General features: G+C 68.0%; 12 protein-coding genes. 3 read left to right on the top strand and 9 right to left on the bottom strand.

Going from position 1 to position 17,943, the window contains the following annotated elements; translation table 11 throughout:
- Positions 1 to 18: 18 nt before the first annotated feature.
- The 3 genes from AC4ELH_RS26230 to AC4ELH_RS26220 are packed head-to-tail and all read right to left on the bottom strand — an operon-like array spanning position 19 to position 1,949.
- Complete coding sequence (locus tag AC4ELH_RS26230; protein ID WP_064960400.1) at positions 19 to 843, bottom strand: SDR family NAD(P)-dependent oxidoreductase; 825 nt, start codon at positions 841 to 843, stop codon at positions 19 to 21.
- 36 nt (positions 844 to 879) lie between these two features.
- Positions 880 to 1,650: a class I SAM-dependent methyltransferase gene (locus AC4ELH_RS26225; protein ID WP_448448479.1), complete on the bottom strand. Its 771-nt coding sequence runs from the start codon at positions 1,648 to 1,650 to the stop codon at positions 880 to 882.
- Positions 1,651 to 1,688: 38 nt separating this feature from the next.
- Positions 1,689 to 1,949 (bottom strand): helix-turn-helix domain-containing protein, encoded by a 261-nt coding sequence (locus AC4ELH_RS26220; RefSeq protein ID WP_064960398.1) that lies wholly within the window; start codon positions 1,947 to 1,949, stop codon positions 1,689 to 1,691.
- 69 nt (positions 1,950 to 2,018) lie between these two features.
- On the opposite strand from AC4ELH_RS26220, the gene map reads away from it, so the two are divergent.
- Positions 2,019 to 2,780, top strand: a complete 762-nt coding sequence (gene map / locus AC4ELH_RS26215; protein ID WP_448448478.1) for a type I methionyl aminopeptidase — start codon at positions 2,019 to 2,021, stop codon at positions 2,778 to 2,780.
- Between the two features lie 18 nt (positions 2,781 to 2,798).
- Here the strand turns inward: map and AC4ELH_RS26210 are convergent, their stop codons facing one another.
- From AC4ELH_RS26210 to AC4ELH_RS26200, 3 genes are all read right to left on the bottom strand, one after another.
- Positions 2,799 to 4,109 (bottom strand): MFS transporter, encoded by a 1,311-nt coding sequence (locus AC4ELH_RS26210; protein ID WP_064960397.1) that lies wholly within the window; start codon positions 4,107 to 4,109, stop codon positions 2,799 to 2,801.
- A gap of 137 nt (positions 4,110 to 4,246) precedes the next feature.
- The gene (locus AC4ELH_RS26205) at positions 4,247 to 7,951 is read right to left on the bottom strand and encodes a multifunctional oxoglutarate decarboxylase/oxoglutarate dehydrogenase thiamine pyrophosphate-binding subunit/dihydrolipoyllysine-residue succinyltransferase subunit (RefSeq protein WP_448448477.1); all 3,705 of its coding nucleotides are present in this window, start codon (positions 7,949 to 7,951) and stop codon (positions 4,247 to 4,249) included.
- A 143-nt stretch (positions 7,952 to 8,094) separates the two neighbouring features.
- Positions 8,095 to 8,862, bottom strand: coding sequence for a hypothetical protein (locus tag AC4ELH_RS26200; RefSeq protein ID WP_064886690.1), 768 nt, complete (start codon positions 8,860 to 8,862; stop codon positions 8,095 to 8,097).
- A gap of 122 nt (positions 8,863 to 8,984) precedes the next feature.
- On the opposite strand from AC4ELH_RS26200, the gene AC4ELH_RS26195 reads away from it, so the two are divergent.
- Complete coding sequence (locus AC4ELH_RS26195) at positions 8,985 to 10,280, top strand: multidrug effflux MFS transporter (protein ID WP_448448476.1); 1,296 nt, start codon at positions 8,985 to 8,987, stop codon at positions 10,278 to 10,280.
- Between the two features lie 78 nt (positions 10,281 to 10,358).
- Entirely contained in the window at positions 10,359 to 12,047 is a 1,689-nt protein-coding gene (locus tag AC4ELH_RS26190) for a DHA2 family efflux MFS transporter permease subunit (RefSeq protein WP_498887661.1), read from the top strand.
- Between the two features lie 98 nt (positions 12,048 to 12,145).
- Here AC4ELH_RS26190 and AC4ELH_RS26185 read toward each other — a convergent pair whose 3' ends face one another.
- From AC4ELH_RS26185 to AC4ELH_RS26175, 3 genes are read right to left on the bottom strand one after another with little or no spacing between them, the layout of a single operon-like run.
- The gene (locus AC4ELH_RS26185; RefSeq protein ID WP_498887659.1) at positions 12,146 to 13,498 is read right to left on the bottom strand and encodes an FAD-binding oxidoreductase; all 1,353 of its coding nucleotides are present in this window, start codon (positions 13,496 to 13,498) and stop codon (positions 12,146 to 12,148) included.
- A 28-nt stretch (positions 13,499 to 13,526) separates the two neighbouring features.
- Entirely contained in the window at positions 13,527 to 16,937 is a 3,411-nt protein-coding gene (locus tag AC4ELH_RS26180; protein ID WP_498887657.1) for a TM0106 family RecB-like putative nuclease, read from the bottom strand.
- A 30-nt stretch (positions 16,938 to 16,967) separates the two neighbouring features.
- Positions 16,968 to 17,864, bottom strand: a complete 897-nt coding sequence (locus AC4ELH_RS26175) for a LysR family transcriptional regulator (RefSeq protein WP_064886685.1) — start codon at positions 17,862 to 17,864, stop codon at positions 16,968 to 16,970.
- Between the last annotated feature and the right edge of the window lie 79 nt (positions 17,865 to 17,943).

Genomic DNA, 17,943 nt, shown 5'->3' with positions numbered 1-17,943 from the left:
CCTCGGCAACCCTCGGCGTCAGCGGGGGAGCATCCGCCCCATCGCGCCCGCGAACAGCTTCTGGTACGCCGAGCCGGTGATCCGCACGATGACATCGAGGACCTTGGCGTCGGCGCCGACGAGTACCCGTGCCCGGTCCTTGCGCACCGCTTCGAGGATGATCGTGGCCGCGCGCTGCGGGGTGGTGTTGGCCAGTTTCCGGTCGAAGGTCTCGGCGAGTGCCTTCTGATCCAGTCCCTCGGCGGCGGTGGCGTTGCGGGCGATGGCGGTCTTGATCCCGCCGGGGTGCACACAGGTCACTTTGACCGGATGCTTGGCCAGAGCCATCTCCTGACGCAGGGCCTCGGTGAAGCCGCGCACCGCGAACTTGGCCGAGTTGTAGGCGGCCTGGCCCGGAACCGAGAAGATGCCGAACAGGCTGGAGACGTTGATGACGTGTCCGTCGCCGGATTCGATCAGGTGCGGCAGGAAGGCCTTGGTGCCGTTGACGACGCCCCAGAAGTCCACGTCCATCACCCGCTCGATGTCCTTGAACTGACTGATCTCGACGTCACCGGTGAACGCGATGCCTGCGTTGTTGTAGATCTGGTTGACCTTGCCGAAATGCTCCTTGACCGCGTCTGCGTAGAGCAGGAAGGCCTCGCGCTCAGTGACATCGATCCGGTCGGTCTTGACCTCGGCGCCGATCGCCTTGAGGCGTTCCTCCGTGACCGCGAGTCCCTCGGTATCGACGTCGCAGATCGCCACCTTGGCCCCGGAACGTCCGAGCTCGATGGCCAGCGCCTGTCCGATGCCTGATCCGGCGCCGGTCACGACGGCGACCTTTCCGGCGAAGCCCTCCATAGAACACTCCCTTGTGTCGATCGACTTGCGTCGAGATTACCCGGTACCCGCGGTCCCGGTTGTGCTGGCCGGCTTGGTCGCTGTCACCAGGTGGGTTCCGACGTAGGGGCCGCCCCACCACATCCGCCAGCCGAGATTCTGTCGCTGCACATGCTGCCAGCCGTTGGCGCACAGACGCTCGGAATGGCGACGTGTTTCCCAGATGTCGGCGATGGCCAGCCGGCCGCCCGGGCGCAGCACTCTGGCGGCTTCGTCGAGAGCACGGGACCGCCCGGCCCGATCGGGGATGTTGTGGATGGCCAGGCTGCTGACGATGACGTCGACGCTGGCATCGTCGAAGGGCAGGGCGGTCATGTCGCCGGTGTGGACCTCGACCCGGTCGGCGACGCCCTCGGCTGCGGCGTTGGCCAGAGTCTGTTCCGGCGAGTTGCCGGTCTGATCGGCGCGCCACAGATCGACGCCGAGTGCGCGTCCGCGTGGAAGTCGTTTTGCCGCGGCATGAAGCACCGCGCCGCGGCCGCAGCCGAGATCGAGCAGCGTCTCATCGCCGCGCAGGGCCAGGCCATCGAGGATGTCGCTCCACACTGCGAACTTGCCGCGGCGGGTGGTGTGCACGAACAACGAAACGGTGCTCGCCAGAAGAGCGGCGGAAGCACCTGTGAGACAGGCGGTTCGGCGTCGACTGCGGGCGATGTTGACGATCGTCGCGACCAGCAGGGCGGTAAACGCACCGCCGGCGATCGCGGCCTGGGCGGGCGCGGACACCGTGTTGTAATCGCCGTCGAATCCGTAATCGGGGGAGTCCATTTCACCCACGGTAGCCAGGTCGGCCGGTAGCTGGTGGGCTACGACGCGGCTGCGCGCACCGGCCGCCAGACTTCGGCCAGCGTCTCCAGCGGAATTCCCAGGGCATCGCTCAGGCCGACGACCGTGCCGAACGCCGGGGAGGGCAGCCGTCCGGTCTCGATCTTGCGCAACGTCTCCGGGGAGATGCCGGCGTGCGCGGCGATCTCGTCGAGCGGGCGGGCGCCCCGGGCGGCACGCAGGGTCTCGCCGAGTCGGCGGCCGGCAGCGATCTGTGCGGGGGTGAGTGGGGTGCGGACCACGTCACCACGGTAGCGCCGGTATTTATATACCGCTAGTGTTGGTATTTAAATACCGAGAAGGGTGTGGACATGATCGAGCTGAAGACCGCCGCCGAGATCGAGAAGATGCGGGTCACCGGACGGTTCGTGGCCGAGGTGCTCGCCGAGCTGAGCGGGCTCGCGGATATCGGGGTCAACCTGCTCGACCTCGAACTGCACGCCCGCGACATGGTCAAGCGTCGCGGTGCCGAATCGTGTTACTGGGATTACGACCCGTCATTCGGCCGCGGCCCGTTTCGCAATGTCATCTGCCTGTCGGTCAACGATGCTGTGCTGCACGGTCTTCCGCACGACTACCGGCTGGCCGACGGCGACGTGCTCACCATGGACTTCGCGGTGTCCATCGACGGGTGGGTCGCCGACGCGGCCCGCACCGTGATCGTCGGGACGCCGTCAGCCGCCGATGCACGGTTGGTTCGGGCCACCGAGGAGGCGCTGGAGGCCGGCACCGCCGCCGCGCGTCCGGGGAACCGGCTCGGTGACATCTCGGCCGCCATCGGCGCCGTCGCCGCCGACTACGGCTACCCGGTCAACCTCGAGTTCGGCGGGCACGGACTGGGCCGGACCATGCACGAGGACCCGCACGTACCGAACCGCGGCAAGCCCGGCCGCGGCATGAAGCTGCGGGCCGGGATGACACTGGCGCTGGAACCGTGGTTGGCCGCCGGTACCGACCACATCGTCTTCGACCGCGACGGCTGGACCATCCGATCCGCCGACGGTTCCCGCACCGCGCATACCGAGAACACCGTGGCGATCACCGAATCCGGCCCGGTGGTACTCACGTGTTGAGTCGTGCTGGCCTTTTGCTCAATGCTGTGGGCGCAACAGCAGCGTGGCGATCACGCTGATCACCGCGGTGGCCACCAGATATCCGCACGCCAGCCAGGGCGTGCCGCCGCCGGCGGCGATCAGTGCGGTGAGGATCAGTGGGGTCAGACCCGAGGCGTAGACGCCCGAGAGCTGATACACCGTCGACAGTCCGGTGTAGCGAGTCCGCGTCGGGAACAACGACGCGTACAGCGTGCCCTGCGCGCCGTAGAACCAGGCGTGAATGACGCCGAACGCCAACAACATTCCCACCGCATAGGCCGTGATGCTGCCGGTGTTGAACAATGCGAAGGCAGGAAACACCACCACGGCGTAAGCGGCGATGCCCGACGCGTAGACGGCCTTCGGGCTGAACTTGTCGGCGAGTAGACCCGACACCGGCAGTAGCACCGCCATCAGCAGTGCCGCCGCGGTCACCACGATCAGGACCGGCACCTTGCCCAGATGCAGCGTCGTCGTTGCATACGCGATGGTGAACACGCCCCAGGTGTTGAACGCGGCACCCTCACCCCAGCGCGACAGCAGGCCGAGCACGGTCGAACGCAACGCCGGGGGCCGGAAGATCTCCTTGACGGGGACCGCCGAGCGTTCGTCGTCGTCGCGCAGCTTCTCGAATGCCGGCGTCTCGGCCACCCGGAACCGCACCACGACGCCGAAGACCACCAGCACGACGCTGAACAGGAACGCGATCCGCCAGCCGTAGGTCTGGAACGCCTCTGCGGACAGCCACAGCTGCAGGAGCACGAACACCCCGGTGCCCAGTGCCAGACCCAGGGCGAGCCCGACCTGCGGGATACTGCCGAACAGTCCGCGGCGATGCCGGGGACTGTGCTCGACGGCCAACAGCACGGCGCCGGCCCACTCGCCGCCGAGGGCGAATCCCTGGACCACGCGCAGCACCAGCAGCAGGATCGGGGCCAGGACGCCGATCTGCGCCGCGGTGGGCAGCACTCCCATCAGTGCGGTGGCCGCGCCCATCAACAGCATGGTCAGGGCAAGCGTGCGTTTGCGGCCGATCCGGTCGCCGATGTGGCCGAACACGAATCCGCCGATGGGCCGCACGACGAACCCGACCGCGAATGTGGCGAATGCCAGCATGGTGCCGACGAACGAGCTCTGGTCCGGGAAGAAGGTGTGGTTGAACACCAGGCTGGCGGCGGTGGCGTAGAGGAAGAAGTCGTACCACTCGATCGTCGTCCCGAGCACGCTGGCCAGCACCGCCGTGCGCACCGTGTTTCCCGAGGCGGGCGTCGCCGTGGAGGCGGTGGGCGGGGCGGCTGCGATAGTCACCCTAGTTGTCTAGTGACCGCCCGACGCTGCGCACACCGTTGCGCGCGAGGTGATTCAAACCCGGCCGCGAGCGTGCGCAGAATGCTGGCCTATACCGGCGTGTAGGCCTGCAGACACGCACGCTCGCGCAGCTGGGGTTACCCGAAGGCCAGGTCGATGATCTCCTGCTGTTCGACGGCATGCACCTTCGACGACCCCGATGACGGAGCCGACATCGCGCGCCGCGAGATCCGGGTGATCGGGTTGAAGTAGTCCGGCAGCACCTCGGGCAGGGTCAGGCCGAGTGACGGCCAGGCGCCCTGGTTGGCCGGCTCCTCCTGCACCCAGAACTTCTGGGTGACATTCGGGTAGCGGTCCAGGGTCTCGGCCAACCGGCGCCGCGGGAGCGGGGCGAGCTGTTCCAGGCGCACGATCGCCACGTCTTCGCGGTTGTCCTTGGCCTTGCGGGCCGCCAGGTCGTAGTAGATCTTGCCGCTGCACAGCAGGACGCGGGTGACCTTGCTGCGGTCACCCTCGCCGTCGGTGTAGACCGGCTCCTCCAGCACCGAACGGAACTTGTTCTCGGTGAAGTCGCGGATGTCGCTGACCGCGGCCTTGTTACGCAGCATCGACTTCGGGGTGAAGACGATCAGCGGACGCTGGATGCCGTCCATGCCGTGCCGGCGTAACAGGTGGAAGTAGTTCGCCGGAGTGGACGGCACCGCGATGGTCATCGAGCCCTCGGCCCACAGCTGCAGGAAGCGCTCGATGCGGCCCGAGGTGTGGTCGGGGCCCTGACCCTCATGGCCGTGCGGCAGCAGCAGCACGACGTCGGAGAGCTGGCCCCACTTGGCCTCACCGGAGCTGATGAACTCGTCGATGATCGACTGGGCGCCGTTGACGAAGTCGCCGAACTGCGCCTCCCACAACACCATTGCGTCGGGATTGCCCACCGAGTAGCCGTACTCGAAGCCCACCGCGGCGTATTCCGACAGCGCAGAGTTGTAGACCAGGAACTTACCGCCGGTGGGGGTGCCGTCGGTGCTGGTGGCCAGCAGCTGCAGCGGGGTGAACTCCTCGCCGGTCTTGCGGTCGACGATCACCGAGTGGCGCTGGGTGAAGGTGCCGCGCTGGGTGTCCTGGCCGGAGATCCGGACCAGCTTGCCCTCCGAGACCAGCGACCCGAGCGCGAGCAACTCGGCGAACGCCCAGTCGACCTTGCCCTCGTAGGCCATCTCACGGCGCCGCTCCAGCACCGGCTTGACGCGCGGGTGCACGGTGAACCCGTCCGGCAGGGCCAGATGGGCGTCGCCGATCCGGGCGAGCAGGGACTTGTCCACCGCAGTGGCGAGCCGCTGCGGGATCTGCTGGTCGGCCTCGACCGATTCGCTGGGCTCGGCAGCGTGCTTCTCCAGCTCGCGGACCTCGTTGAACACCCGCTCCAGCTGACCCTGGTAGTCACGCAGGGCGTCCTCGGCCTCTTTCATCGAGATGTCGCCACGGCCGATCAGTGATTCGGTGTAGGCCTTGCGGGAGCCGCGCTTCGTGTCGATGAGGTCGTACATGTACGGCTGGGTCATCGACGGATCGTCGCCCTCGTTGTGTCCGCGGCGGCGGTAGCACAGCATGTCGATGACGACGTCCTTCTTGAACGCCTGGCGGAAGTCCACTGCCAGCCGCGCCACCCAGGCACACGCCTCGGGGTCGTCGCCGTTGACGTGGAAGATCGGTGCGCCGATCATCTTGGCGACGTCGGTGCAGTACTCGCTGGAGCGCGAATCCGTTGGCGCCGTGGTGAACCCGATCTGGTTGTTGACCACGATGTGGATGGTGCCGCCGGTGCGGTAACCGTCCAGCAGGGCCAGGTTCAGCGTCTCGGCGACCACGCCCTGGCCGGCGAACGCCGCGTCGCCGTGCAGCATCAGCGGGACGACCGGGTACTCGCCGGAGACGTCGGCGTCCTTGCTGCCGTCCAGCAGATCCTGCTTGGCCCGTACCAGACCCTCGAGCACCGGGTCGACGGCTTCCAGATGCGAGGGGTTGGCGGTCAGCGACACCTCGATGTCGTTCTCGCCGAACATCTGGATATAGGTGCCGGTGGCGCCGAGGTGGTACTTGACGTCGCCGGAGCCGTGGGCCTGGCTCGGGTTGAGGTTGCCCTCGAACTCGGTGAAGATCTGGCTGTAGGGCTTGCCGACGATGTTGGCCAGCACGTTGAGGCGGCCGCGGTGCGGCATGCCGATGACCACCTCGGCGAGCGCGTGCTCGGCGCACTGGTCGATCACGGCGTCCATCATCGGGATGACGGTCTCCGCGCCTTCCAGCGAGAAGCGCTTCTGCCCAACGTATTTGGTCTGCAGGAAGGTCTCGAATGCCTCGGCCGCGTTGAGCTTGCTCAGGATGTACTTCTGCTCGGCGACGGTGGGCTTGTCGTGCTTGACCTCGACGCGTTCCTGGATCCAGCGCTGCTGCTCGGGTTCGAGGATGTGCGTGTACTCCACACCGATGTGGCGGCAGTAGGCGTCACGCAGCACCGAGAGCACGTCGCGCAGTTTCATGTACTGCTTGCCGGCGAACCCGTCGACCTTGAACTCGCGGTCCAGGTCCCACAGCGTCAAGCCATGGGTGTTGACGTCGAGATCGGGGTGACTGCGGAAGCGGGTGTTGTCCAGCCGCAGCGGGTCGATGTCGGCCATCAGGTGGCCGCGATTGCGGTAGGCCGCGATCAGCTCGATGACACGGGCGTTCTTGTCGGCGATCGAGTCCGGGTTGTCGGTGCGCCAGCGCACCGGCTCATACGGGATGCCGAGTTCGCGGAAGATCTCGTCGTAGAACTCGTCGTCGAGCAGCAGGGTGTGGATGGTGCGCAGGAAGTCGCCCGACTCGGCACCCTGGATGATGCGGTGGTCATAGGTCGATGTCAGGGTGATCAGCTTGCCGATGCCCAGGTCGGCGATGCGTTCCTCGCTGGCGCCCTGGAACTCGGCCGGGTACTCCATGGCGCCCGCGCCGATGATGGCGCCCTGGCCCTGCATGAGCCGCGGCACCGAGTGCACGGTGCCGATCGTGCCCGGGTTGGTCAGCGAGATGGTCACGCCGGAGAAGTCCTCGGCGGTCAGCTTGCCGTCACGGGCCCGGCGCACGATGTCCTCGTAGGCTGCGATGAACTGGCCGAAATGCATTGTTTCGCAACGCTTGATCGCTGCAACGACCAGTGACCGGTTGCCATCCTTGCCGGGCAGGTCGATGGCCAGGCCCAGGTTGGTGTGGGCCGGGGTGACCGCAGCCGGCTTGTCGTTGGCCTCGGCGAAGTACCGGTTCATGTTCGGGAACTTCTTGACCGCCTGCACGATCGCGTAGCCGAGCAGATGGGTGAAGCTGACCTTGCCGCCACGGGTGCGCTTGAGGTGGTTGTTGATGACGATGCGGTTGTCGATCATCGCCTTGGCCGGGATGGCCCGCACGCTGGTCGCGGTGGGCACCTCCAGCGACGCGTTCATGTTCTTGACCACGGCCGCCGCCGCGCCACGCAGCACCTGGGACTCGTCGCCCTCGGCGGGGGTGGGGCCCGGCTTCGCCGGCTTGGCCGGTGCAGCAGCCTTGGCCGGTGCGGCCTTGGCGGGCGCCGCTGCCGGAGCGGGTGCCGCAGGCGCGGCGGGAGTTGCTGGCGGTGCGGCGGCAGGCGCTGTCTGCGCCGCCGGCTGACCGTTGGCGACGGTGTTGTCGGTGGTGGGTTCAGGGGAGTAGTCGACCAGAAATTCGTGCCAACTCGGATCCACCGAAGAGGGATCCTCGCGGAACTTGCGATACATCTCCTCGACCAACCACTCGTTCTGCCCGAATGGTGAAGGTGAACTGCTCACGGCAGACACTCGCCTCGATTCTTGTGTCCGGCCAGCCGTCACATGCAGGCTTGCCGCTTGTGTTCTTCTGTGGGCGGCCGACCCCTCTGGACCGCCGCATAAAGGCTATCGCCTTTCAGTGCCACCTGAGGTCAGCATGGTCCTCAGGGGTTGGCGGACGGCAGCACATGCAACGTTGCGGGCCACCGCGGCGGGGGTGCGCCGAACGCCTGGCGGGCGTTGGCGACGATCTTCTTACCCATCAGCCGGTTGCCGACGCCGCCGATGACAGCGCCGATGCCCACCGGCAGCATCTTGCCGAAAGCCATCGCGCCGCGCTTGAGCGTATACCGCTTGACGAAGTACTTGACCAGCCGGGAGTTGAGCTGGGAGACCGCGGGCAACGGCAGCGTCGCCGCACCGTCGGACAGCCACGCACCGCTGGTCCGCCCGGTGCCGAGCAGGTCGGCGATGGCACGCTTGCTGTCTTCGCCGACGAGGACCGAAAGCACCAGCGCACGGCGCCGTTCGCGATGGTCGGCCGGGATGCCGTGCACCTCGGCGACGGCGAGCACGAACACCGACGTGGCTTCGAGGAACACCACCGTCTCGCCGGCGACGGCCGACAGCGCCGCCAGGGTTCCGATGCCGGGGAAGGCGGCGGCCGAGCCGACTGCGGCGCCGCTGGCCATCACCGCGGCCAGGTAGTGCTTCTCCAGCCGGGTCACGATCTCGGCCGGGGTGGCATCGGGCTGGTGGCTGCGCAACCGGTCCACGTAGGCCTTGACGGCCGGAGCCTGGACGCGCGAACTGCGCTCGATGATGGCCGAGAGCACCTTGGCCGCCGTGCTGGGATCTTCGGTCTCTTCGACCTTCGCAGGCAGGGCTTTGGACCGCGCACGCACTTCGGGGCCTCCCAGGTGTGAACCCATCGTTGACTGCCAGGCTAACGCTTGACCTGACGTCGGGAGAACGAACGGTCACCCGTTGCCGGTGCCCGAGGGTGACAGCCGTCACGGGAACAAAAAACTGAAATGCGGGGCTGTTCACCTTCATGGCATCATCGCCCGACGTGGACCAGACGACATCGGTAGCTGAGCACAGTCGGATGCCGGGTCGGATCCGGATGATTCTCGTCCTGGGTGCGCTGGTGGCGCTGGGTCCACTGACCATCGACATGTATCTGCCGGCCCTGCCCCGGATCGCCGAGGAGCTCTCGGTCTCCTCCTCGGTGTCGCAGTTGACGCTCACCGGAACCCTGGCCGGTCTGGCCCTCGGCCAGCTGATCGTCGGCCCACTGTCGGATTCGCTGGGACGCAGGCGCCCGTTGATGGCGGGCATCGTGCTGCACATGGTGGCTTCGGTGCTGTGCGTGCTGGCACCCAACATCACCGTTCTCGGGTTCGCGCGCGGCCTACAGGGCATGGGTGCGGCGGCGGCCTCCGTCGTGGCGATCGCCGTGGTCGGCGACCTGTTCAGCGGCACCGTGGCGGCGACGGTGATGTCGCGGTTGATGCTGGTGCTGGGGGTGGCCCCGGTGCTGGCCCCGTCCTTGGGGGCGGCCGTGCTGTTGCACGGGTCCTGGCACTGGGTCTTCGTCGCGCTGGTGGTGGTGGCCGGCGGCCTGCTGGCGATGGCTGCGCTCGCCCTGCCGGAAACCCTGCCGGTCGCCCACCGGCGCCCACTCGCGGTGAGCGGCATCGTCGGCACGTACATCGAGCTGCTGCGTGATTCGCGGTTCGTGATCCTGGTGCTGGTCGCCGCCCTGGGCATGTCCGGGTTGTTCGCCTATATCTCGGCGGCGCCGTTCGTCCTGCAGGGCCACTACGGTCTCGACCAGCAGGCCTTCGCGCTGGTGTTCGCCGCGGGGGCGATCGCGCTGATCGGCTCCACCCAGTTCAACGTCGTGCTGCTGCGCCGGTTCTCGCCGCAGGCCATCACGGTGGCGGCGCTGAGCTGGTCGACCCTTGCCGGGGTGGTGTTCGTGGTGCTGACCGTGGCGCACGTCGGTGGGCTGTCCGCCTTCGTGGTGCCGGTGCTGGCGATCCTGGCGGGAATGGGCCTGGTGCTTCCCAACGCCCCGGCCGTCGCACTGTCGCGGCATCCCGACGCTGCCGGAACGGCGGCCGCGTTGTTAGGCGCGGCGCAGTTCGGCCTCGGCGCGGCGGTGGCACCGGCGATCGGGGCCCTGGGCAACGGTGCGCTGGCGTTGTCGTGGGTGATGACGGCCGGCATGGCGATCGCCCTGACGGCGCTGCTGCTGGTCGGTCGGCGTAACGACGATGACGAGCCGAGCGAATACCCGGGCGACACGCTCGTCGTTTCCGAGGCGGTTGTCGAGCCCGCCTGACGCGCTCCCGGGTAGCGTCGGCTGGGCCCGCCAACCACCCAACTGAGCCGGACCCGAGGCCCAACACACCGCATCGCCATGTCTCCAGCGCTGAACGCCCGCACCCCGAGCCCGCAGGGCAGGGTGCCCGCGCGTGCGGACAACCCGTGGAACGCCCTGTGGGCCATGATGGTCGGCTTCTTCATGATCCTGGTCGACGCAACGATCGTCGCCGTCGCCAATCCGACCATCATGGAAGAGCTCGGCGCCGATTACGACGGCGTGATCTGGGTGACCAGCGCTTACCTGCTGGCGTACGCCGTGCCGCTGCTCGTCGCGGGCCGGTTGGGCGATGTCTACGGGCCCAAGAACCTCTACCTCGCCGGCCTGGCCGTGTTCACCGCGGCCTCGCTGTGGTGCGGTCTCGCCGGCAGTATCGGGGTGCTGATCGCGGCCCGTGTGGTGCAGGGCATCGGCGCGGCCCTGCTGACGCCGCAGACGTTGTCCACGATCACCCGCATCTTCCCGCCCGAGCGGCGCGGTGTGGCGATGAGTGTGTGGGGCGCGACGGCCGGGGTGGCCACGTTGGTCGGTCCGCTGGCCGGTGGCGTGCTGGTCGGGGGGCTGGGCTGGCAGTGGATCTTCTTCGTCAACGTGCCGATCGGGGTTGTCGGCTTCGCCCTGGCGGTCTGGCTGGTGCCGGTGCTACCCACCCAGGACCACCGGTTCGACGTGCTGGGCGTGGTGCTGTCCGGGGTGGGCATGTTCCTGATCGTGTTCGCGCTGCAGGAGGGGCAGTCGCGCCACTGGGCGCCGTGGGTGTGGGCCACCGGCGCGGTCGGCATTGCCGTGATGGTGGCGTTCGTGTGCTGGCAGGCGGTCAACACCGCCGAGCCGCTGATCCCGTTGCGGATCTTCAAAGATCGCGACTTCAGCCTGGCCAACGTGGGCGTCGCCACGATCGGGTTCGCGGTGACCGCGATGATCCTGCCGTTGATGTTCTACGCCCAGACGGTGTGCGGACTGTCGCCGATCCGGTCGGCACTCTTGACTGCTCCGACGGCGATCGCCAGCGGTGTGCTGGCGCCGGTCGTGGGTCGCATCGTCGACCGGGCGCATCCGACGCCGGTGATCGGTTTCGGTTTCTCGGCGATGGCGATCGGGCTGACCTGGCTGGCGATGGAGATGACCCCGACGACGCCGATCTGGCGCCTCTTGCTGCCGCAGTTGGTGATGGGCGTCGGCATGGCGTTCATCTGGTCGCCGTTGGCAGCGACCGCGACGCGCAACCTGCCGCCGGATCTGGCCGGGGCCGGATCCGGCGTGTACAACGCCACCCGCCAGGTCGGGTCGGTGCTCGGCAGCGCGGGGATCGCGGCGTACATGACGTCGCGTATCGGCGCAGAGATGCCGGGGGCGGCCGGCGCGGCGCCCCGCGGTGAGGGCGCGGTCACCGAGTTGCCGGAGTTCCTGCGCGCGCCGTTCGCGGCGGCGATGTCGCAGTCCATGCTCCTGCCGGCGTTCATCGCGCTGTTCGGGGTGGTGGCCGCGCTGTTCCTGCTCGGTTTCGATGCCGAGCCCGTCTTCGCTTCCGAGCCGGATCCCTACCTGGACCCCCGCGACGACGATGACGACGATTACGTGGAGTTCACGGTGAGCCATCACCACATCGATGGCGATGGTGTGGCCGACGCGGTGACCGATTCGTTCCGGGTGCTGCCGCTGACCGAGGATCCCGAGAAATGGGAGAACATCTACGCCGAGTTCATGGCAGAGCGCGAGGAATAATTACTTTTCTCCGGCGAACAGACGCGTAGGTACCCGACAACGCTCGTTTTCGGGTACCTACGCGTCTTCTCGCGCAAGGAAAGTCAGCGCAAGGAAGGTCAGCGGAACAGCACGGCGCGATTGAGGTATCCGTCCGGATCGAAGGCGGCCTTGATCGTGCGCATGGCTGCGATGTCGGCCTCGGTGCGTGACATCGCCACATAGTCGCGCTTGCGTGACCCGACGCCATGTTCGGAGCTGACGTTGCCGCCGCAGTCGGCGATCAACGTCATCATCGCGGCATACAACCCCGCCTCGGCGTCGGTGGAGCACCGCAGCACGTTCAGGTGCAGATTGCCCTCCCCGATGTGGCCGAACAGCACCGGAATGGCGTCCGCCGTATGGGTGGCGATCAGTTCGGTGGCTTCGGTGGCGAAGTTCTTGATTGCCGAAAGTGGCAGCGAGACATCGAATTTCAATGGCGGACCGAACAATCCGAGCACCTCGGCCACCGACTCCCGTACCTGCCACAGCCGCTGCTGGGCGGTTGTGTCGATGCCGACGGCCGGCTCACCACAGAGGTCGGCCCCGTCCAGCGCGTCGGCCAGGCGTTCGGTCTGGTCGCTGTCGCCGGCCAGTTCGATCAGCAACTGCCAGGCACCGTCGACCGGGGCGGGGACCCCGAGATGCTCGGCGGTCAGCGCACTGGCCCGGGCGTCGATCAGCTCCAGGGCCGCGATGCCGTCGAGGTCGCGGAAGACGCGGCCGGCCCCGGTCAGCGCCTCCAGGTCGGTGAACCCGCAGATCGCGGTGACCCGGTGGGTGGGGGTGGGGTGCAGGCGCAGATCGAGTGCGGTGATCACACCGAGCGTCCCCTCGGCGCCGACGAACAGCGAGGCCAGGTCGTAGCCGGTGTTGTCGCGGCGTACCTGACTGTGCCGGTGGACCACCGATCCGTCGGGCAGAGCGATGTCCAGGCCCAGCACCTGCTCGCCCATGTTGCCGTAACGAACGGTGCGCAGACCGCCGGCATTGGTGGAGGCCATCCCGCCGACGGTGGCCGATTCGCGCGCGGCCAGGTCCACCCCGAACACCAATCCGGCTGCGGTGGCGGCGCGTTGCACCGCGGCCAGGGGAGTCCCGGCGCCGGCTCGGATACGGCGCTCGACGGTGTCGACGACACCGATCTCGGTGAGGCGCTCGGTCGACAGCAGGATGTCGTCGTTCTCCGGCACCGTCCCGGCCACCAGCGAGGTGCGGCCGCCTTGCACCGTGACACACGCCCCCGCATCGCGGCAGGCGCGCAGTACCGCGGCGACTTCGTCGGCGGTGCCGGGCCGGACCAGAGCTGCTGCCTGTCCGCGATACCGCCCGGTGTGGTCGACGCACCGGCCGTCCAGCACGTCGGGATCGGTGGTGACGTAGCCGGCACCGACGATTCCGGCAAGGGTTCCGGTAAGCGTTTCAGTCACCGGTTGGGTGTATCACAGGCCGGGTCCGTCATTCGGTCAGGGCCAGGAATGCGCCCAGCGCGATCAGGCTGTCCGGTTGGCCGGGCAGATAGTCGGTGAGCTGTGGTGAACGCACGATGAAGGCGACGTACTTGGCCCGGCTGATCGCCACGTTGAGCCGGTTGCGGTTCAGCAGGAACCCGATGCCGCGGGGGACGTCGGCGGCCGAGGACGCCGTCATCGACACGAACACCACGGGCGCCTGTCTGCCCTGGAACTTGTCCACGGTGCCGGCCTGCACCTCGGTGAGACCCGCTGCGTCCAGCGCGCGACGAACCGTGGTCACCTGGGCGTTGTAGGGCGTGACGACCAGGAAGTGGTCCTGCCCAAGCGGGGTGCTGCCGTGTTCGTCGGTCCAGGTGGTGCCCAGCAGACCGGTGATGGTGGTGACGATCGCGGCGGCCTCTTCCGGACTGTCGGTCGAATTGCCGAGGTGCTCGACCGCGAGCACCCGGACTCCCGGTTCGATGCCGTCGAGTTTGCGTGCCGCACTGACCTTTTCATGCGACTGCAGCCGGCCGTCATAGGACAGTCGGGACACCGGGCCGCACACCGCCGGATGCATCCGGAAGGAGTGGTCCAGGAAGTAGCCGCGCTCGGCCGGCAGCGTGTGCGCCCCGTCGACGAGCCAGCCCAGCGCGGAATCGTCCACCGGTGCCGGGTGGGTGCCCTGACAGACCTGCGGGAGTTGTTGCGGGTCACCCAGCAGCAGCAGATTCCGCGCGGCGGGGGCCACCGCGATGGTGTTGGCCAGGTTGAACTGCCCGGCCTCCTCGATCACGAGCAGATCGAGGCATTGCCGCGGTACCCGCGTCTCGTTCGCGAAATCCCATGCGGTGCCGCCGATCACGCAGCCAGGATGGTCGGCGATGAACGACGCGTAGTGGCTCTCGCCGATCTCGGTCCACCGCGGGTCGGCGCCTTTGCGCTTCTTGGCCACCTGCGCCGCGTCCACCCCGGCATCGAGTACCTGCTCGAGCAGATGCTCGATCACCGCATGCGACTGCGCGACGATCCCGATGCGCCAACCGTGTTGGTTGACCAGTCCGGCGATGATCCGCGCCGAGGTGTGGGTTTTCCCGGTGCCGGGCGGCCCGTGCACCGCGATGTACGAGCAGTCCAGATCCAGCAGAGCCGCGCTGACGTCGGCGGCGGTGTCGCCGTTGCGGGGTAGCGGGCCGCCGCTGACGGTGCGGGGCGGACGACGTAACAGGACATCGGTCATCGCATCGGCGGGCAGGTTCGGCAGACCGGCGGCGACGGTGGTGGCGGTGCTGTCGATGGATGCCTGCAGGGGCTTGGTGTTGATCGGCGGGCCAGGGGTGAGCGCGAACGGCACCTGGGTGAAGGCGTCCCCGTCCTTGGGTTGGCGTTCGGTGATCAGCACTTCGGTGGGTGCCTCCGGGTTGTCGCAGCCGACGACGGCCGCGCTGCCGAAGCCGCGCCGGTCCGGGTCGTCGGACAGGCCGGCCGGAGCGGGCGGGCTGTACAGCGCATATACCTCGGTGCTGAGTTCCCCGGCGTCGATGGCGCCGGTCAGCAAGACCTGGCGTTGGGGTTTGCGGGCGCGTGGCGGGGTGTGCCAGTCGGTGACCACCTGTGCCTTCTCGGCGACGAAAACACCTGTGCTGTCGGCCCATTCGTCGACCGGATTGTTGAGCCGGTCGAAATGGCCCCACCAGAACGGCTTGTCCTCACGCTTGTGGAAACCCCGGGCCGCGGCGATCATCGCGACGGCCTGCTGCTCGTCGGTGCGCGGTTCGACCCCGTCGCCGGCGAACTTCAGCAGCTTGCGGTCCGTGGCGTCGGCCTTCTCGATCGGCCCTCCGTCACGCACCGGTTGCGGACCGCGCGGCGGAACCTCGGCTTCGAACGCCCGGTTGATCAACCAGTCCCGCAGCCGGTGGGTGGATCGGCAGTCGTACCGGTTGTAGTCCTCGATCTCCTTGAGCACCGTGGCAGCCTGGTCGTGCTCCCCGGCCTCCCGCAGTGCGCAGTAGCGCGCGTACTCGGTGATCGAATCGGTGGCCTTGGTGACCTCACCGTCGCGGAGCTCGTTGCCCATGTAGAGCGGTTCCAGCGACTTGATGCTGTAGTTCTCGGTGCCGACGCGAATGCTCTTGCGTACCAATGGCAGTAGGTCGACGAGAATGCCGTTGCGCAACAGATCGTCGACGTCGTTCTCGCCGACCCCGTAGCGGCCGGCCAGCCGCAGCAGGGTGCTGCGCTCGTACGGCGCGTAGTGGTAGATGTGCATCTTGGGAAAACGCTTGCGGCGCTTGCGGACCAGGTCCAGGAAATCGATGAGCACCTGACGTTCGCTGGCCCGGTCATGGGCCCAGAGCGGTTGGAAGTTGCCCTCCGCGCCGAGGACGCCCCACAGGTATTCCAGGCCCCACTCGTGACCGTTGACCGTCCACAGCGGGTCGCCCTCGTAGTCGAAGAACAGGTCACCCTTGTCCGGGTCGGGCAGCAGCATCAGCGGTTGCGGATCGACGACCTCGTACGGCGGCTTGGCGTCCACCCGCGGCGCCACCTGCAAGCAGGCCTGGCCGGTCAGCGCTGTCACCACGCGCTGGGCCAGCCCGGGTACGGCTCCGGTGTGCTCGGCCAGTTGATGCACGGTGGTGATGCCCGCGTCGATGAGCCGGGCGCGCTGGGTCGCCCGCATTCCGGCGACCAGGAAGAGGTCGTCGGTGGTGCGGATCTGCTCCTGGCATTCATCGCAGCCGAAACAGGCCCGCACCGTCTCGTCGGACCAGGACACCGCGGTACCGGCGGTGAGGTGGCCGTCGAGCAGGGTCTGCAACGCGCTGCGCCGTGGCCGGTACACCGCCAGCAGTTCGTCGACGCGGTAGCTGGCTACCGCGCCGTCGCCGAGGACCAGGTCGACCTCGTCGGCCACCGGCACGCCGGCTCGGGCCAGTACGTCGGCGTAGGCGGCCAGCTGCAGTAGTGCCTCCACCTTCACCGAGCGCGACAGCTTGGTGTCCCGCAGCCGGTAGCGGTCGCCGTCCCAGATCAGAAAGTCGGCGAACCCGGCGAAGCGCCCGTCGAACATCGCGGCCTGGTAGATCACCGGGTCCCGGCGTTCTACTGCTTCGAGAGTGGCCTGGGCAGCCGTGGTCAGCCCCGGCACCGTGTAGGCAGGCCGGCCGATCACCGTCACCTCGGACGGAGATGCGTCGGCGCGCAATTCATCAAGGTGGCGCTGCTCGTGTTCCTCGCCGAGTTCTGCTGTGCGGGCCAGTAATTCGTCGTCGGAAGACACGGCCGGTCCCCGGCCCAGCCGCGCGTCGAACGAACGCAGCAGGGCGTACTCACAGCGGGCGGCCGCAGCCAGGTCCGACGCGCTGTAGATGACCGTCGGGCCCGACGCGCCTTCGTCGGTGACGAACACGGTGCCACTGTAGGGCAGCGCTCCGACAGGTCAGGCGGCTTGCGCGGTGAGGTGGGTGCGAGCGGTCCGGACAAACTCGGCAACCAGCGGGTTCGGTTCACCGACCCGGCTGGCCACCACCACCGTGCTGGCCGGGAAGCCCACCACCGGAACGGTGACCAGATCGGCGCGCAGCGACGCACGCCGATCACCGACGGGCAGCACCGCGATCGCCTGCCCGCCTGCGATGAGTTCGAGCCGGTCCTCGAAGCTCTCGTCGATGGGACCAGCCGACATCGGCCCGGGGTCGCTGTCCTGGAATGAACCCGTCGGATAGATCGAGCGGGCCCCGCCGTGGGGGCAGATGAAATCCTCGCCGGCGAAGTCGTCGGGCGACACCGACGTCCGGCCGGCCAGCTGATGGTCGGCAGGCACCACGAGCATCCGTGGCTCGTCGTACAGCGCGGTGACCCGGACCCCGTCGGTCGGGACGAACAGCGGGGCACGGGCCACCAGGACATCCACGTGTCCGTCTGTGAAGGCCTTCTCTTCGTGGCATTCGAGGTGGCGGGTGCCGATCTCGGTGCCGGGGTGCAGTCGGCGCAGTTCCCGCACGGCCGGGGTGATGACGAGATCCTCGACGTACCCGATCATGACCTTGCCCGCGGGCGCGTAGGCGCGCGCGGTGACCGCGGCCTGCCGGGCGGCTCGCAGGAGGGCCTGCGCCTCCGGCAGGAATGCCTTGCCGGCTTCGGTGAGCTGGGCGCCCTGCGGGATACGCTCCAGCAGACGTACGCCGAGCCGCTTTTCCAGGCGTTGAATCTGGCGACTCAGCGACGGCTGGGCCACGTGCAACTCGGCGGCCGCCCGGCTGAAGTTCAGTTGCTCGGCCACCACCGTGAAATACCGCACCAAGCGCAACTCCAGGTCGACCCCGGCGTCGTTCACCGCACTGTCTCCATGGCTGTTCTCAACCTGGCTCGGGCCCAGCGGTATTCCGATTCGGCATGACGCGGTGCCGAACAGG

The organism is Mycobacterium shunyiense (assembly GCF_058270075.1).
This window is presented reverse-complemented; position numbering and strand designations above follow the sequence as displayed.

What these genes read in the sequence shown, in the direction of transcription:
- AC4ELH_RS26200 (WP_064886690.1), bottom strand. Translation starts at nt 8,862, where the DNA reads ATGGGTTCACACCTGGGAGGCCCCGAAGTGCGTGCGCGGTCCAAAGCC.
- map (WP_448448478.1), top strand. Translation starts at nt 2,019, where the DNA reads ATGATCGAGCTGAAGACCGCCGCCGAGATCGAGAAGATGCGGGTCACC.
- AC4ELH_RS26230 (WP_064960400.1), bottom strand. Translation starts at nt 843, where the DNA reads ATGGAGGGCTTCGCCGGAAAGGTCGCCGTCGTGACCGGCGCCGGATCA.
- AC4ELH_RS26195 (WP_448448476.1), top strand. Translation starts at nt 8,985, where the DNA reads ATGGCATCATCGCCCGACGTGGACCAGACGACATCGGTAGCTGAGCAC.
- AC4ELH_RS26225 (WP_448448479.1), bottom strand. Translation starts at nt 1,650, where the DNA reads ATGGACTCCCCCGATTACGGATTCGACGGCGATTACAACACGGTGTCC.
- AC4ELH_RS26190 (WP_498887661.1), top strand. Translation starts at nt 10,359, where the DNA reads ATGTCTCCAGCGCTGAACGCCCGCACCCCGAGCCCGCAGGGCAGGGTG.